General features: G+C 56.0%; 14 protein-coding genes. 8 read left to right on the top strand and 6 right to left on the bottom strand.

Translation table 11 applies throughout. The annotated features are described in order from the left end of the window. Positions 1-191: 191 nt before the first annotated feature. The 3 genes from ELQ88_RS17905 to ELQ88_RS17895 form a co-directional block, all read right to left on the bottom strand. Positions 192-1,484: an FAD-binding oxidoreductase gene (locus tag ELQ88_RS17905; RefSeq protein ID WP_138966717.1), complete on the bottom strand. Its 1,293-nt coding sequence runs from the start codon at positions 1,482-1,484 to the stop codon at positions 192-194. Further along, positions 1,481-2,569, bottom strand: coding sequence for a polyamine ABC transporter substrate-binding protein (locus ELQ88_RS17900; protein ID WP_128872361.1), 1,089 nt, complete (start codon positions 2,567-2,569; stop codon positions 1,481-1,483). Before ELQ88_RS17900 ends, ELQ88_RS17905 begins: the two co-directional genes overlap by 4 nt. Before the next feature lie 170 nt (positions 2,570-2,739). Then, a complete protein-coding gene (locus tag ELQ88_RS17895) occupies positions 2,740-4,098 on the bottom strand; it encodes a glutamine synthetase family protein (RefSeq protein WP_128872360.1) in 1,359 nt (452 codons plus the stop codon). A 161-nt stretch (positions 4,099-4,259) separates the two neighbouring features. On the opposite strand from ELQ88_RS17895, the gene ELQ88_RS17890 reads away from it, so the two are divergent. The 6 genes from ELQ88_RS17890 (at position 4,260) to ELQ88_RS17865 (ending at position 9,126) form a co-directional block, all read left to right on the top strand. Beyond that, positions 4,260-5,165 (top strand): helix-turn-helix domain-containing protein, encoded by a 906-nt coding sequence (locus ELQ88_RS17890; RefSeq protein WP_138966715.1) that lies wholly within the window; start codon positions 4,260-4,262, stop codon positions 5,163-5,165. A gap of 117 nt (positions 5,166-5,282) precedes the next feature. Further along, positions 5,283-5,639 (top strand): transcriptional regulator, encoded by a 357-nt coding sequence (locus ELQ88_RS17885; RefSeq protein WP_224790929.1) that lies wholly within the window; start codon positions 5,283-5,285, stop codon positions 5,637-5,639. Further along, on the top strand, positions 5,639-6,853 hold the full coding sequence (locus ELQ88_RS17880; protein ID WP_138966713.1) for a type II toxin-antitoxin system HipA family toxin: 1,215 nt from the start codon (positions 5,639-5,641) through the stop codon (positions 6,851-6,853). The genes ELQ88_RS17885 and ELQ88_RS17880 overlap by 1 nt, the downstream gene beginning before the upstream one ends. Positions 6,854-7,040: 187 nt before the next feature. Further along, positions 7,041-7,562 carry a cupin domain-containing protein gene (locus ELQ88_RS17875; protein ID WP_138966711.1) on the top strand — a complete coding sequence of 174 codons (522 nt, stop codon included), beginning with the start codon at positions 7,041-7,043 and terminating at the stop codon, positions 7,560-7,562. A gap of 623 nt (positions 7,563-8,185) precedes the next feature. Next, positions 8,186-8,794 (top strand): site-specific integrase, encoded by a 609-nt coding sequence (locus ELQ88_RS34710; protein WP_228761632.1) that lies wholly within the window; start codon positions 8,186-8,188, stop codon positions 8,792-8,794. Between the two features lie 11 nt (positions 8,795-8,805). Next, positions 8,806-9,126 carry a hypothetical protein gene (locus ELQ88_RS17865; RefSeq protein ID WP_178084699.1) on the top strand — a complete coding sequence of 107 codons (321 nt, stop codon included), beginning with the start codon at positions 8,806-8,808 and terminating at the stop codon, positions 9,124-9,126. Between the two features lie 1,039 nt (positions 9,127-10,165). Here ELQ88_RS17865 and ELQ88_RS17850 read toward each other — a convergent pair. Next, positions 10,166-10,426: a hypothetical protein gene (locus ELQ88_RS17850; RefSeq protein WP_138966706.1), complete on the bottom strand. Its 261-nt coding sequence runs from the start codon at positions 10,424-10,426 to the stop codon at positions 10,166-10,168. Between the two features lie 578 nt (positions 10,427-11,004). Then, positions 11,005-11,262 carry a hypothetical protein gene (locus ELQ88_RS17845; RefSeq protein ID WP_138966704.1) on the bottom strand — a complete coding sequence of 86 codons (258 nt, stop codon included), beginning with the start codon at positions 11,260-11,262 and terminating at the stop codon, positions 11,005-11,007. Between the two features lie 32 nt (positions 11,263-11,294). Here ELQ88_RS17845 and ELQ88_RS17840 point away from each other — a divergent pair, with 32 nt between their 5' ends. After that, positions 11,295-12,350, top strand: a complete 1,056-nt coding sequence (locus ELQ88_RS17840; RefSeq protein ID WP_138966702.1) for an AraC family transcriptional regulator — start codon at positions 11,295-11,297, stop codon at positions 12,348-12,350. Positions 12,351-12,464: 114 nt separating this feature from the next. On the opposite strand, the gene ELQ88_RS17835 is transcribed toward ELQ88_RS17840, so the two are convergent. Next, positions 12,465-14,018 (bottom strand): GGDEF domain-containing protein, encoded by a 1,554-nt coding sequence (locus ELQ88_RS17835; protein ID WP_138969541.1) that lies wholly within the window; start codon positions 14,016-14,018, stop codon positions 12,465-12,467. Positions 14,019-14,882: 864 nt separating this feature from the next. On the opposite strand from ELQ88_RS17835, the gene fnr reads away from it, so the two are divergent. After that, positions 14,883-15,626, top strand: coding sequence for a fumarate/nitrate reduction transcriptional regulator Fnr (gene fnr / locus ELQ88_RS17825; RefSeq protein WP_138966700.1), 744 nt, complete (start codon positions 14,883-14,885; stop codon positions 15,624-15,626). Positions 15,627-16,105 lie beyond the last annotated feature (479 nt).

The following is a 16,105-nucleotide window of genomic DNA, read 5'->3' as shown; positions in this document are numbered from 1 at the left end:
GCGATTGAGCAAATCGAAAGGTTGAACGAGGCGTTGGGGGCGTGATGCCGTAACGAAGATAATCAAGCCGCCGATAATCCCTGTAGGAGCCGGCTTGCCAGCGAAGGCGGCCTGGGGCCCTGCACCGCCCTTGAAAACGCCTTCGCCAGCAAGCCGGCTCCTACAGGAGGAATGCGGTGTTCATTCGAATGTCAGCCAAGCAATTCGCGCAGGCGATACCAGAACATCCCGAGGGCCAGCAGCGGCGAGCGCAGCATCGGCCCGCCAGGGAAGGTCATGTGCGGCACCGCGCTGAACACGTCGAACCCCTGGCTGTGTCCGGCATGGATCGCTTCGGCCAACAGCCTGGCGCACCAGTGGGTCACGTTCAGGCCATGGCCCGAGTAACCCTGGGCGTAAAACACGTTCGGATGCTGGCGCAAACGCCCGACCTGGGGGAAGCGGTTGGCGGTGATGCCAATCTTGCCGCCCCATTGATAGTCGATGCGCACGTCCGACAGTTGCGGGAACACCTTGAGCATTTGTGGACGCATATAGGCCGCGATGTCTACCGGATCGCGCCCGGAATAATGGCAGGCCCCACCAAACAGCAGGCGTCGGTCCGCCGAGAGCCGGTAATAATCCAGGCCGACTTTCTGGTCGCACAGCGCCAGGTTCTGCGGGATCAACCGCGCTGCAACCTCGGGAGCCAAAGGCTCGGTGGCGATGATGTAGCTGCCCGCCGGCAGCACTTTGCCACTGAGTTTCGGTTCCAGCTCTTCCAGGTGCGCATTGCACGCCAGCACCAGCGTGCCGGCGCGTACCGTGCCAGCGGCACAGCGCACCTGCACGGTGCTGCCATGAATCAACGCCAGCACCGGGCTTTGCTCGAAGATCTGCACGCCGAGGCTGTGCGCCAGTCGCGCTTCACCGAGGACCAGGTTGAGCGGGTGCAAGTGCCCCGAGCCCATGTCCACCAGACCGCCGGCGTACACCCCGGAGTCCACCACTTGCTGACGGATCTGCTCCGGCCCCACGAGGCGGGTCTGATGGGCGTATCCCGACTCTGCCAGGCTTTGTTGCTCTGCCTTGAACGCGGCGAACTGCGCCTTGGTATTGGCCAGTTCACAGAAGCCCCAGCGCAAGTCGCAGTCAATCTTGTGTTCGCGGATGCGGTTACCCACCAGTTCCACCGACTCGATCCCGGCGCGCTCGAGGTAACGCACGCCTTCTGCACCGACATGCCGGGCAAACCCGCTGACGTCATGGCCGACCCCGCGGATCAACTGACCGCCGTTGCGCCCGCTGGCGCCCCAGCCGATCCGCCGGGCTTCCAGCACAATCACCGAGAGCCCGCGCTGCGCCAGTTCGATGGCCGTGTTGACCCCGGTGAACCCGCCGCCGATCACGCACACATCGGCGACCAGATCCTGGTCCAGCGTGGGGTAGGGCGCCAGGCTGTTCGCGGTCGCCGCGTAATAGGACTGCGCGTGTTGGTTGTTCATTGGCTGGACTTCACTTTGCTCCAGGAGCGGGTCATCAGGCGCATGATCGGCTGGGGCGGGGTGGTCGAGATGTAGAGCTTGTCGAGGACGGCCTGAGGCGGATACACCTCTGGATTATTCACCAGTTCGGCGTCCATGTACGGCTGGGAAGCCGGGTTCGGGTTGGCGTAACCGACCGAAGCGCTGACGTTGGCGATCACTTTTGGGTCGAGCAGGTTGTTGATGAACGCATGGGCTTCTTTCTGGTTGCCGGCATCGGCCGGAATCGCCAGCAAGTCGAACCACAGGTTGCTGCCCTCCTTGGGGATCGCGTAAGCGATGTTCACGCCGTTCTTGGCTTCCTTGGCCCGGTTGGCGGCCTGGAACACGTCGCCCGAGTAACCGAAGGCCACGCAAATATCGCCGTTGGCCAGGTCCGACACGTACTTGGAGGAATGGAAATAGGTGATGTAAGGGCGAATGGTCAGCAGCTTGGCTTCAGCCTTTTTGTAATCCTCAGGCTTTTCGCTACGTGGGTCCATGCCCATGTAATTGAGGACCGCGGGGAATACTTCATCCGCCGAGTCCATCATCGACACGCCGCACTGGCTGAGCTTCTTCAGGTTTTCCGGTTCGAAAAACACCGCCCAGGAGTCGATACGGTCAATGCCCAGCACCTGCTTGACCTTGTCGACGTTGTAGCCGATCCCGTTGGTGCCCCACAGATAGGGCACCGAATGCTCGTTGCCCGGGTCGTTCTGCTCCAGCAACGTCAACAGTTTCGGGTCGAGATTCTTGAAGTTGGGCAACTGCGAGCGATCCAGCTTGAGGAAGGCACCGGCCTTCACCTGGCGGGCGAGGAAGTGGTTGGACGGCACCACCACGTCATACCCGGTGCGACCGGCGAGCAGTTTGCCCTCCAGGGTTTCGTTGGAATCGAATACGTCGTAGATCACCTTGATCCCGGTGTTGGCCTGGAAGTCGGCGAGGGTGGTCTCGCCGATGTAATCGGTCCAGTTGTAGACGCTGACGCTGGGCTGGGCATGAGCCACCGCGCTGAACATCATCGCCAGCGCGACCGGGACCACGGATTTCAATAGACGCATATATCGACACCTCTTGGAGTTATTGGATTTTTCAGGCGTTGGCATTCCCCTGTGGGAGCGGGCTTGCTCGCGAAAGCGGTATAACCGTCAACGATGATGTTGAACGTTACGCCCCCTTCGCGAGCAAGCCCGCTCCCACAGGGAGGGGTATGGTTCCAGGGAGCGAGGTCTCAGACGCTGAGCATCAGAAATTCCCGTTCCCAGGAACTGATCACCCGCTTGAAGTTCTCGTGCTCGGCGCGCTTGACCGCGACATACCCACGTACAAACTTGCTGCCCAGGTAGCGCCCGATGGTTGCGCATTCCTCCATCTGCGTCAGGGCGTCTTCGATGGTGATCGGCAGGCGCAGATTGCGCCGTTCGTAGGCACGGCCCTGGACCGCAGCGCTGGGTTCAATGCCTTCGACCATGCCGAGGTACCCGCACAACAAACTCGCCGCAATCGCCAGATAAGGGTTGGCATCGGCGCCCGGCAAGCGGTTCTCCACCCGCATCGAATCCGGCGTGGAGGTCGGTACGCGCAGGCCGACGGTGCGGTTTTCTTCGCCCCATTCGACGTTGACCGGGGCCGAAGTGTCCGGCAGGAACCGGCGGAAGGAGTTCACGTTGGGCGCGAACATCGGCAGCACTTTAGGGATGTACTTCTGCAGACCGCCGATATGGCGCAGGAACAGCTCGCTCATGCTGCCGTCGGCATTGGCAAAGATCGGTTGCCCGCTGGCGATATCGACCACGCTCTGGTGGATGTGCATGGCGCTGCCGGGCTCGTCGCCGATCGGCTTGGCCATGAAGGTCGCCGCTACATTGTGCTTGAGCGCTGCCTCACGCATTGTGCGTTTGAACACGGTGATCTGATCCGCCAGATCCAGTGCGTCGCCATGACGGAAGTTGATTTCCATCTGCGCCGGGCCGTCTTCGTGGATCAAGGTGTCGAGGTCCAGGCCCTGCAGTTCGCACCAGTCGTAGACGTCTTCGAACAGCGGATCGAATTCGTTGGCGGCGTCGATGGAAAACGACTGCCGGCCACTTTCCGCACGCCCCGAACGGCCCAGCGGCGCCTTGAGCGGCAAGTCCGGGTCTTCGCAGCGCTGGGTCAGGTAGAACTCCATTTCCGGCGCGACGATCGGCTTCCAGCCTTTGTCGGTGTACAGCTGCAACACTTTCTTCAACACGTTGCGCGGCGACAGTTCGATGGGGTTGCCGAACTTGTCGAACGTATCGTGGATCACGATCGCCGTCGGCTCGATGGCCCACGGGATCACGTAAACCGCGTCAGAAACCGGCTTGCACACCATGTCGATGTCGGCCGGATCGAGCAGGTCGTAGTAGATGTCATCGTCGACAAAGTCCCCGGTTACCGTTTGCAGCAGCACACTTTCCGGCAGGCGCATGCCTCGCTCATGCAGGAACTTGTTGGTCGGTGCGATTTTGCCGCGTGCAATGCCGGTCAGGTCGCTGACGACGCACTCGACTTCGGTAATCTTGTGATCTTTCAGCCAAGTGAACAGCTGATCGAAAGGGGCATTCATAAAGACCTCGTTATTGGTTTTGTAAACGCCGGGGAGGGTGGTTTCATCCACCACACACTTCCCCTGTGGCGCGTTGACGACTATCTTGGGCGAGCCTTGCGGTTCCATCTATCCACTTTCAGCAGCACCAAAACGCACCAAACGAGTGCGTAAGGTCACCGATGACAGCGTGCAATCCGTTACAAGTCCAAGCCTTCAACACCGCCGACGTGGCCGAACAGATCCGCGCCACACCCGGTTGGGTCCAGCACTACCAGCAGATGTCCCCGGGGCATTTCGCCGGGCGCGTGCGCTACCTGGACCTGCAAGGCGTGGAGATCTACGAGGAACACATGAACACCCGGGTCGAGCAGAATTTCAGTGCGCCCGAGGGCTCGCTGGCATTCTGTTTCGATCGCAGCGACAACGCGCTGTATGTGTTGAATGAAGAGAGCCGCAACATCTGGATCACCCCGGAGAACTACCAGGAAATCGCCGTGGTGTTCGGCCCGGCGTTCGTTCAGCGTCACGGCCTGAATGTTGCCCGGCTCGAAGGGCTGTTCATGGCGCCGCTGAACTCGGGGCAGAACGCGCTGTTCAGCCGCTGGCTGAGCGGGACCCTGACCCGGCTGACACAGACACTCGATCCGCCGAGCAAGGAGGCATTGACCCAGCAGTTGCTGGAGGACTGCCTGTACATCCTCGACAACGCCTGCGTCTGCCTCGATCGCGGAGGCCTGCGGCGCCGCGCCGAAGAACGCGCAGTCATGAAGCGTATCGGTGAATGGGCCGCCGACGTTCCCGAAGAAACCCTCAACCTGCTGGAGCTTTCCCAGGTGGCCGGGGTTTCCCTGCGTCAGTTGCAACAGGCGTTCAAGGCCTACACCGGCATGACGCCCACCCATTGGCTACGCTTGCGCCGGCTCAACAGCGCACACCGTGAACTGCTCAAGCGCTCGCCCATGGAGACCACGGTGGCCGAAGTAGCGATGCAGTGGTCGTTCTGGCATCTGGGCAGGTTTTCCAGCAGCTATCGGGCGTTGTTTCAAGAGTTGCCGAGTGAGACGCTCAAGCGAAGCTGCCGCTAAAATAAAGCTCACCCAGGTGAGCCTTTTCCAGAATAATACTCACCGCGGTCGCTATTAAAACCTAAGACTCAAACTTAATACGTGCTATGGTGAACCTTATGAAGGATAACGCTCATCATGGTGCGTATTATGAAAGACTTTTTCCCGGTTGCCTGTGCCGACACCCTCAGCAAAATCGGGCTTCTGGTCAAAGCCAGGCGCTTGACGTCGGGCATGCGCCAAGCGGATTTCAAGTCGACGCTCGGCATCTCCGAGCACACGCTGCGCAAAATCGAGAACGGCTCGGAATCCGTCGACCTGCGATCTTTTATGCTGGTCCTGTGGCGCCTTGGGCTCAACGAGTCGATTTTCGCCTCATTGGACGGGATCGAAACCACCTCGCAGATCACCCGGTATGTCACTGATGAGGACGCGCACCAGAGCATTGCCTCCAAACGGGTGCGGTTGCGCAAATCCAAAGCGGAGGACTTCTGATGTCCCGTGCCTATATCTACATGGAGCACCCGGACAGCGGAGAGATCCTGACCCTTGGCAGACTGACCTTGCAGGGGCGGTTCGGCGAATTCATTTATGCGCCTGACTATGTAGAGCGTGGCAACTGGGTGCCCGACCCGATCAACTATCCGTTACGCGCAGAAGCCTATACCGGCATTGCCAAGAACCGAGGCATACCGGGCTTTATCAACGACGCCATGCCGGACGGTTGGGGAGAGCGCCTGCTCCAACGCGCCTTCGGCCAGGTGCTGGCACCCATCGAATTCTTGCTCAAGTCGCCGAACAACGACCGCGTCGGCAATCTCATGGCAGGGACTGCCACTGCTCCTGCCCATGGCCTGGGAGACAGTTCGGTCCCGACTTTAAAAGGTTTGGCCAAATTCATCGAAGCCTGCGAAGCGGTCTATGACGGCCAACTGGATGAACAGTCTGTCGCGATGCTGAACATCCGCCAGCAACGCTCTTCGCTAGGCGGTGCGCGACCAAAGCGAACATTGCAGGACCACGGGATGCTGATTCTGGCCAAGCCCCGAGACCGATTCGACCAGTATGATTTCCCGGCCATCGAATATGCCTGCATGACCTTCGCCGCCTCCAAGGGGATGAACGTGGCCAAGACCGCCTTGCATGCCGAAACGCCCTCGACGTTATTGATCGAACGCTTCGACCGCACACCCTTGGCCGAAGGCGCCAGGCGCATCCCGATGCTCAGCGCACTGACCTTGCTCGATGCGGAATGGAACGAGCAATACCACCGTGACTGGCGCTACGCGGCGGTCGCCGATGAGATGCGCCGGCGCGGAGTGCCGGACGTGGACCTGCAAGAGCTGTTCAAACGCATGTGCTACAACGCCTTGGCGGGCAACAGCGACGACCACCCGCGCAACCACTCGATCATCTGGCTCGCAGGGCAGTGGCGCCTGTCGCCGATGTACGACGTGCTGCCGATTGTCGATGAAGGTCCGGCCCAGACCCTGGCCATGGCAGTGGGCCGGGATGGCAATCAAATCAGCCGGGGCAATATGCTCAGTCATCACAGCCACTTTGCGCTGACCCGCGAACACGCCGAGCACTTGCTGGATGAAGTGATTGGCTGGGAGGAGGAGCTGAAAGACTATTACGCCCAGTGGTTGCAAGGCGAAGAATTGCAGATGGCGCGCGCCGCGGTGAGTAGTGCGCGTATGCGTAAGTAGAAGTTCCGGGGCCTGGATCAGTCAGTCGATGCACTACATTCAACGTGAAACGAGTGCTCGGATTGGGTAGGGGAGTTGAATCTGGTACAGGGGAATAAATGGGTGGATATATAACTCAACTAAATAGATGTTTAGTTTAATTATAATTACTGGTTATATTTCTGATCACTGAGAGGCGGCTTGTCCCATGGCGCAAAACAGACGCGACAACCAAAACCCCAACGCTCAAGCCGTGGTCGCCGCACTCAACCTGGAGCTCCACATGGAAGGTGGATTCTACCGCAGAACCTTCCAGACCGATCATTCGATACTCGAGACTGCTGCCGGTCAACGTTATTTGATGAGCTCCATCTATTATCTGCTGACCCGCGATGCGCCGATCGGACACTTTCATCTGAACCGGTCCGACATCGTGCATTTCTACCATCTGGGCGACGCGATTCAGTACAGCCTGATCTATCCGGACGGCACGTTGAAAACTGTGGTGATGGGCAGCGACATTATCGCAGGCGAATGTCTGCAGCTGCACGTGCCTGGCGGAATCTGGAAAGCTTCGCAGCTGCTGGATGGGCCGACGGGATACGGATTGATCAGTGAAGCGGTTTCACCAGGGTTTGATTATGCGGATATGGAGATGGGTAGTCGGCGCAAGCTTGGCGAACAGTTTCCGGAGCATTTGATGGTGTTCGAGAAGCTGGCACGTGATTGAGTGATTGAAGGTTGAAGGTTGAGGGTTGAGGGTTGAGGGTTGAGGGTTGAGGGTGAATCATCTCCTCGAAATGTGCGTGCAACCGGGCTGATCCTGAAATACAGCATTACGTGTAATGTATATTATGTTAAATCATGTACTAGTCATAGACGCTCATAAGCTGCCTAAGCCACTGAATCAACAAATCCGTTTCTGACGTCCACTCTCTCAACGGGCCATGTCCTTCGAGTTCATGGCAAGTCAATCAATGATGTGGCTGCCGATGAAACTGATTCAGAGCCGTTTCTCTTCAGGTCTGCGTGTGCAGCTGAGACGTTGCCCATACTCGTTCCGTTCATCTACGAACAACTCAAACTCAGACACCTCGCATACGACACTGCCGCAGCGCACCTGCGCGCGATCCCCGCGCGATCGTCAACACTCAACCAACCTGGCTAACATCGAGGGGGTATTTGCAGATGTCGCCGACGTCATTTTAACGACGCTTTGAGCGTCATATCATCAATGTACGTCCCGACCACGCTCGTTACCGCAGTCTGACAGATACGATCATTCGCACACTGATTCGCCCGGGCGCTGCGGAGAATCCGTTTCCGGAACGATTGCAGTTACGCAATTGGCTAATGATTGAATTGCTGCTGGAGACCGGTATCCGTCGCGGAGAGCTTCTGAAGCTCTACACCACGGATATCAATCAGGGATCTCAGCATGCCTATGTCAGCATCAATGATCGCGAACATGATCCAGGTGACCCGCGCGCTGAAGAGCCTGCGCTGAAAACCCACGGACGGACAGTAGGTATCTCCGCACAGTTGTATGAGGTCTACGAGCACTATATCCAGGGCGAACGGCGCCCTCTGCGTGACGGCAAACCGATGAAATTGCTGTACCGCTATCTGTTCATCTCTGACCGAGGCCGCCCGCTGTCGATTCGCGCATTGTCTAACGTCCTTGATCGGCTGTTTCTGACCATTGAACTGGCTCACCCGGGTTTGTTGCCTACACTTTCCGCGTATGACTTTCGCCACACCTTTGCCGACCGGTTTTTGGCTTACCTGGTCGAGAAGCGTGGACATGACCTCGAGCGCGCCACGGACGAACTCCGACGAGTCTGCGGCTGGTCTGATACTTCGGCGATGCCACGCCGTTATGCAAGTCGTTATCTAGCCGAGTCAGCCAACCGCCATAACGCCGAGCGCGCCTCGGCAGCCTGGAGCCGACTTGACAGTTAAGGAGGTTCATCGTGACCAAATCAGCCGATCAAGAACAGGCTTCACCCTCCTCCTCTTCACCGGCTTACGTATTCGAGGGCCCGGCTCAGGTTGCTATTCGAACTCGAACTAATGACCAGCCACGATACGTCGATACCCGATTGAGCGTCTGGACGTGGTACGACGGTGGAAAGGCTATGAAAATCGATTGGGCCGCGCTTCACCTAAATCCTCATCTCATGCACATCGCCAAAGCGTTCGTGGCCTATGCACTGGAAAAATATGCGCCGGTAACGGCTTTCAAAGCATCTGTAATCGAGGAATATTGGGCTTTGACAAAGAAACATATCTAGCACTTAAAGAAATCAAGACGAGCCGCCTTGATCCGTACGAACGTATATGAGGCACCGTCCCTCCCAAGGGCAAAGCATCATGCGCTGTCATAAATTGTCTCAGCTCAGTCCTGCACAGCGGTTGAAATCATGGAGTCATGCCGGTACTTGTAGAGCACCATTCTTTAGCAGGGAACGCCTCCATGCAGCCACGATTCAAGGTCATCAAGACCACCAGACTGGACGATGGCAGTAAGCAATACAGGGTCGTAGATCTCGTGGAAGGAGGCTCGGCTAGCAAGCATGGCGTATTCGAAGTCAGGGCTGATGCAGAGGCGGTTTGCTCGCTATTGAACGCCGAGCATCCACGGGAGAGGAGCGTACGTTACGGCACCGCTTGACCCCGCTGATCTGCTGGGGGCCAGAATGCCTAACGTCGAGTAACCGCCTGGCATTGGTCAACGTCTAGAGGATCGGAATGGATCCTCACTCTGACAGGACGCTTTGTAACCGCTCCAGGTTAACCCGCTGGCACTCACGCTGAGCTTCCTCTCGGGTCTGATAGGTTGGCTTAAGCCGAAGCTTTCCGTCATTGTCATAGAGGTTGAAGCCTATAGGTGCTGTCTGGCAGTAGTAACGCGACCCGTTACGCATCCAGCCAGTTTCTGTTGGGATCGCAGGAACAACAACAAATCTCGCAATCAATGAGACGCCCTCTCCAAGCCTCCATCACTATTAGCGGCTATTGGCCACCACAGCAAGCAATCTTCCGTGGTTTCCAATGAGAAGCACGAGCGCCCTTCAAAGGCAGGCAGCATCTTAAAAAGGTAGATGCGTCGTTTTTCTATCTAGTACCTGCGCATCACCTCCCCCCCTACGTTCAGTGAAGTTTCCAATAGTTGTCTACGATTGTGCGTGGATGCCCGACAGAGGCAGATAGAAACAAGCCATTCGCCGAAGCAAATCCCGTTCGGATAGGTGCCTCTTCACGGGTGAAATCTGGGTGGAACTTTCAAGCGCGGCTGACCCCATACAAAAGGCCCTCAAAATGATCGGGTGATCAACTCTGCGCATTGCGGCACAGCTCCGCAGTGGCAATTGACAGGAGATCCAAATGCTTGTGCTCACGGACATGCAGCGCGCGTACCTCAGGAAAATACGAGCCCTCAGTGAAGACCAACAGGGCAACGAAGTCTTTGCTGGCCTGACGCTCGAGGAATCTATGCGATTCAACTGTTTGAGCGAGTCGCTCTTGGGGCAGGAGCATCGGACGCAGGAAGACGTCGACGAGTATCTCTCCCTTGTCCAGAAGCACGAACATACCCGGACTCAAATGCTAAGCGCGGAGCTAGAGGCCCAGCAGGACAGATCGGGACGTCATTGAACTCATCTGATTTCGCTCGCAGTGGAGCTTGGTAATGGCCTGCTCAGCTTAGTTGGCCGTCTGCCTCATATCTGATTCATATCCCTATGAGGTGTGATTCACTGAGCAGCATCGCTTGCCCACTTCGTCGTTACACAAAAAATTCACATAGATGGGTCATCATCGTCAGGACGATCACCCACGAGTGCGTTTGACGGCCTGCCAGCAGCGTATTTTCAGCTACGATTGATGATGGAAGAACATGAGGCCCTGTCGCAGTGCTCTTGCAAAGAGCGAAGCTACCGGTGCACTGAGCTAACGAATCTCTGCCATCTGGGGTCTTGTTGGAGCCGATCAGCCCAAGGACATCGCCATGGGAAGAATTGCCGGATGGCATCGCCTTGAAGTAATTATGCGGTGACGTTACTAACCCGAGCTGGCCTGCGAACGCGACATAGCAGGTTGAGCTAAAAAAATAAAAACAGATCGATCAAAAGGGTTTTGCAATGAACGACACACGAAAGTCTCATCGACCCCTAGCCTGTCTCAACCAGGCTCTTGAACGTAACAACCAGCTTTTCAGCGAAGCTCAAAGCTTGCGCTGCGCCGCGCTTGATATTCTTGATCGGCCCTACCTGGACACGATCGCTTTCAGCCAGTACCAGGAAAAACGACGGCATGCCGATCTTAAATATGATGATGCCATCGAGCACCTGCGATCGCTGATGACGAAACACCAGCTTCCCCGGCACACCCAGCATTTCCGATAAATTAAGGACGCCTTTAATAGTCATGGATGTCTGATTCAACAGGGAGATGAATCGTTATGTATAAAATGAGTGCAGGCTATGCCTGCGTGCTGATGAAAATGCTGTCGGCGCAAGGATTGGATGTCGACCTTCTGTGCCAGGAGTCTGGGCTTGATGGGAAGCTCGCAGCTCTACCGGGATCCTTCTGCGAACGAAGCACTATCTACCGTCTGTTGGATCTGGCGGCTCAGGCGTCCGGCGATCCAGACATCGGTCTGAAATTGGCCGAGCACTTCCATCCCGGCATGTTTCAGATCGTTGGCTATACCATGATGTCCAGTTCCAACCTGAAAAGTGCATTCGAACGATTGGCTCATTTCAGCCCATTGATCGGCACAGGTTTCACCATGTTGTTTGTCCAGGAACAACAGGATTACCGCCTGGCCACGTTCGATCACCATCAACGCGGCTCGATCAAACCCCGCCAGTACACCGATGCCAACCTCGGAGCCCTGCTAGGTGTCTACCGCTGGCTGAGTGATAGCAAATCGCTGAGACCGCTGAGTGTGGAATTCAGCTATCCCCAACCTAAAGACATCCATGAGCATAAGCAGCTGTTTGGCTGCGAGCTACGTTTCGGGGCAGCCAATGACAGCATCCTGTTCGACGGAGAGGAGCTACTGCGTCCGCTGCGCATGGGCAACGAATCATTGGCCAAGCTCCATGAAAGCTATGCCAACGGTCAGCTTGACCTGCTAAATGACTCCACGGTGGTGTGCAGGATTCGTGCGCTGATTGCCGAACGCCTAAGCCAAGCGCAAACACAGCGCCAATGTAATATGGAATCGATTGCGGCCGCGCTGAGCATCAGCAAACGAACGTTGCAACGGGCACTGGAGAAGGCAGGCACGCAGTTCACGAATATCCTGAACCACATGCGTCAGCAGTTGGCCGACTTCTACTTGCGCCATTCCCATTTCAATATGCAGCACGTGACCTACCTGCTCGGCTTCCACGATCACAGCAGTTTTCACAAGGCTTGCCTGCGTTGGTTCGGCATGACGCCCGGTCAGTATCGAGCCTGTCAACAATCGCTCGAGCCCAAGGAAAACAAGATTCTTCTAGCCCATTAAGGGAGGTTTTTTGCCGTGAGGTGAGCGCCTCGGTGCTCATCTTGGTTTACGCCAGGCGAAATAATCCGGCGGGAAAATCCCAGGCCTGCAGTGCACTGGAAGCGCTCTCGCTATCTAACGCGTTTCAGTTATCGCCACGCCCTTTCGACCCAGTTCCTTGACGCCATACATGGCCTGATCCGCAGCCTTGAGCAACGTATCGAGACTCTGGCCATGAATAGGACATAGCGAAACTCCGATACTGCACGAGAGTGTAAGCTCTCCCACCGTCGTTTCGACCGACTGGGAGATAGCTGCCAGCATTCGCTCAGCTCTGATTTCAGCACATTCTTTCTGGGTGATATTCGTGATCAACACGACAAATTCATCCCCGCCGTAGCGTGCGACGGTGTCACACGAACGAGTGGCCTGAAGCATGCGATTGGCGACCGCCCAGAGAACCTGATCGCCGACCTCATGGCCGTATTTGTCATTGATTTTCTTGAAGTGATCCAGGTCGATCAACATCACGGCAAACGAAACACCATTCTCTTTCCAATCGGATAAGGCCTGATCAAAACGATCGGCAAAGAGGTAGCGATTAGGTAGCTGGGTGAGCACATCATGGCTTGCGAGATAGGCCGAACGTTCGTGTTCGAGCTCCGCTCTTTCTATCGCCTTGAAATGCCGAATCAGTACCACCGGCATCAGCACAAGCGCTCCTGCCAGAACCGCAAGGATGATCAACGTTTCTCCAGTCAAAACGTCGCCTAAGCGCAACTGACGCTCAAACGATAAGGTCATCGGTTGTGAAACACTCTTGATCTCAACCCGGTCAGTCAGTAATGGCAAGAATAAGCGATCCAGGAAACCGGCTTGCGCGGCCTGCGTTGAAAACACGTTACTTTCAGTCCCTGCAGCGGTTTTCAGGACAGCGCTGATGTGTACGAGGGGATCCACGTTCGCATTATTCACTGCCTCCAATAGCGAGCCCGTCTTGATCAATAGCAAAGACACCATTGTGCTTCCAAAAAAATTGGGGCGGGTGTTCTCTCGTGCCTGTTCAGGCCGAATGACTGACTGCATCAAAATGTAAGCGTTGCCACCCTCATACATTGAGAAAACAGGTGATACGACGGGCTTCTGATTATTTTGGGTTCGAGCCAGCGCATAGGAAAGATAGGCGACGGTTTCCAGCCTGACGCCATAGATCGAACTGGATTCCGGGAGTAACGGGTACATGAATAGCACAGGCCAAGTCTCGGTGAGATAGGCCTGGTGTTGGGCAGATTGTTGAGTGAGGCTCGGAAAATCCTTGAGTTCAAAGTCTGGCCGCCAGGTGCGGCGCAGCAGATTTTCAAAGGCAGCCTGCTCAGCAAGAGGTACTGCCCTCGCCGCCTCGAGCATGTAAATATGTGGATAAGCTGATAAAACGGCTGCCGCATAACGGGCTGCAGCATCCGTATCGCTCTGATCGACGGCCTGTAGAAACGCTGAAAAACCCGCCAACACGGCTTCATTGGTATCAAGCCGATTGTGCACAATGCCGGAAATATTCTGCACGTATTCAGAGAAACGCGTTTCTCTGCGTTGAGTCTCGGACTTCAGGAGTAACAAGGCCGAAAACCCAACCAGGCCAACGGCCAAAATAATGAATCCAATCAAGGAGCTGCGCCGCGTAGTCAACATCATCCTGATTTTCCAGTGCGCAGAGTGCGTAGTCCCTTGGCCAGCCTCTTAAAAAACAGGCGGGAGTTTGGGGCCTGGACGAAGCCTATGTGTGCGGTGTGACAATAAATTCACATAGATTGGTCATCATGGTCAGACGATAGCCCACACAACGTGTTTTGACATCGATGAGTGTTGGACGACCTGCCGGCAGCGCATTTTCAGCAGATAGCGGGCGCGGGTGCCTGTTCGTCAACAGTGCGGCCGAATTCCCCCAGTTTAGCCACCCTGTGCATTTAGCAGTGAGCAAGCATAAGCAAGGGATACGCGACAATCTTACTGCCTTGGCCGTGAGCGCCGGTATAAGTGACCCTGACGTAGTTGCTGAGGGGCTGTTTATCTTACTGGAGGGCAGTTTTGTCAGCGGCGCCATGGGCCAGAACGTGCGGGTACACGCCATTTCGATAGGCAGCCATCAGCCAAAATCGGACGGTGGTTGCAGGCAAAACCGCGAAAACGCCACACGGAATTCCAGCTGACCGGGGTGCGCATCCGCGAGCAAACTTCTACGTGACTTGTACAAATTTAACTTTGCTGCATCGTTTTTTGTATGTGACTTAGATGATTAGACGTATAGTATGACTTCAACAAGCTCAAACTCCGAACTCCGAACTCCTTCGAAGTATCCAACTTTCGTCTTTCTTATGTTAAATATTTATAAGACCAGTGGAGCATTTAACCCAGAACAATAAGCCGCATTAACCAGGCTGGCGAATTACAATACAATCGAATTGATATTCGCGAATCATCGTTTACGTGGCGTTGGTCGCCTGACACTGAGGAGGCTGATTTAGCAACATCCCCCCAACCGGAAGGCGGCCTAATATGTCAGTCAACCAGTTGTATCTAATTAATCGTCTTACCGTGTCATGCTCCAAATGCACCGTACTGGAGCTCTGCCTACCACTTGGGTTGACTAACGAGGAAGCCGAGCGATTGGACAAGCTTATCGCCCAGCGCTTCAAGGTCAAAAAAGGCGCCGCTCTATACCGCACAGGCGATCCTTTGCGTTCGCTGTATGCGGTGCGTATAGGTTCATTCAAGACCAACGCTCTTTCGATCGATGGACGTGAGCAAGTCACCGGATTCCAGATGCCCGGGGAAACACTCGGCCTGGATGCCATCAGCACAGACGTGCATTCCTGCAATGCGTTTGCGTTGGAGGACAGCGAAGTCTGCCCTATCCCCTTCGCTCAACTGGAGAGACTCGCCCGGGAGCTGCCATCACTGCAGCACAATCTGAACAAGATACTTAGTCGAGAAATCGTACGCGATCACGACATGCTGATGCTGCTGGGCAACATGAACGCCAATGAGCGCCTGGCGGCCTTTCTGCTGAATCTGTCGCAACGATTGAGTATGCGTGGTTATTCACCCAGAGAGTTCGTCTTGAAAATGCGTCGCGAAGAAATCGCCTCCTATCTGGGTCTTCGCCTGGAAACCGTCTGCCGGGGTCTTGCTCACTTGCGGGAACAGGACTTGGTGATTGTGGCAGGACGGGACGTCAAAATCTTGAACATGGAGGGACTTAAGCAACTGGTAGCGGGCTGTAATCGCCACCTGATCTAAACCAGTACCTCAATGATCGTCGTTTACCGTGGTTCTACGCGTGCCCGTTTATAGCGTGGACGACGTATGGAGATGGATGGCAGCCTGGTTAATGAACCGGCTATCAAGCGACAGCTGGTGGATCACAGCATCCGGTGGCTTTCGCGCCTATCCCGATTGCAGTCTTCCTAAACTGGCAACAAAATGCTGATAGCTACTGCGAGTGAAGGACAGAAAAGGGTCGATTGATGCCCTTCCTAACAGGCAGCAATTGGCCTTCAACCACCACGCTTCCAGCCACTGAATACTCGTACAATCCCCCTCAATTCCTCGTTCATGTTTGTCCTCATCGATAATCCGCCCGCGCCCATCACGTTCTCTCTAGCTCGCCGTTCACCTGCAGGCTGTAGTGTAAATTGGAGTTGGAATTTGAGGGTGATGCCAGCGGCGGTCAGTGCGCTGTGCTAGAACAGAGGCGCAGCGCAAACGAGTCGCGCGAC

This window comes from Pseudomonas sp. MPC6 (assembly GCF_006094435.1).
Lineage (GTDB): Bacteria > Pseudomonadota > Gammaproteobacteria > Pseudomonadales > Pseudomonadaceae > Aquipseudomonas.
This window is presented reverse-complemented; position numbering and strand designations above follow the sequence as displayed.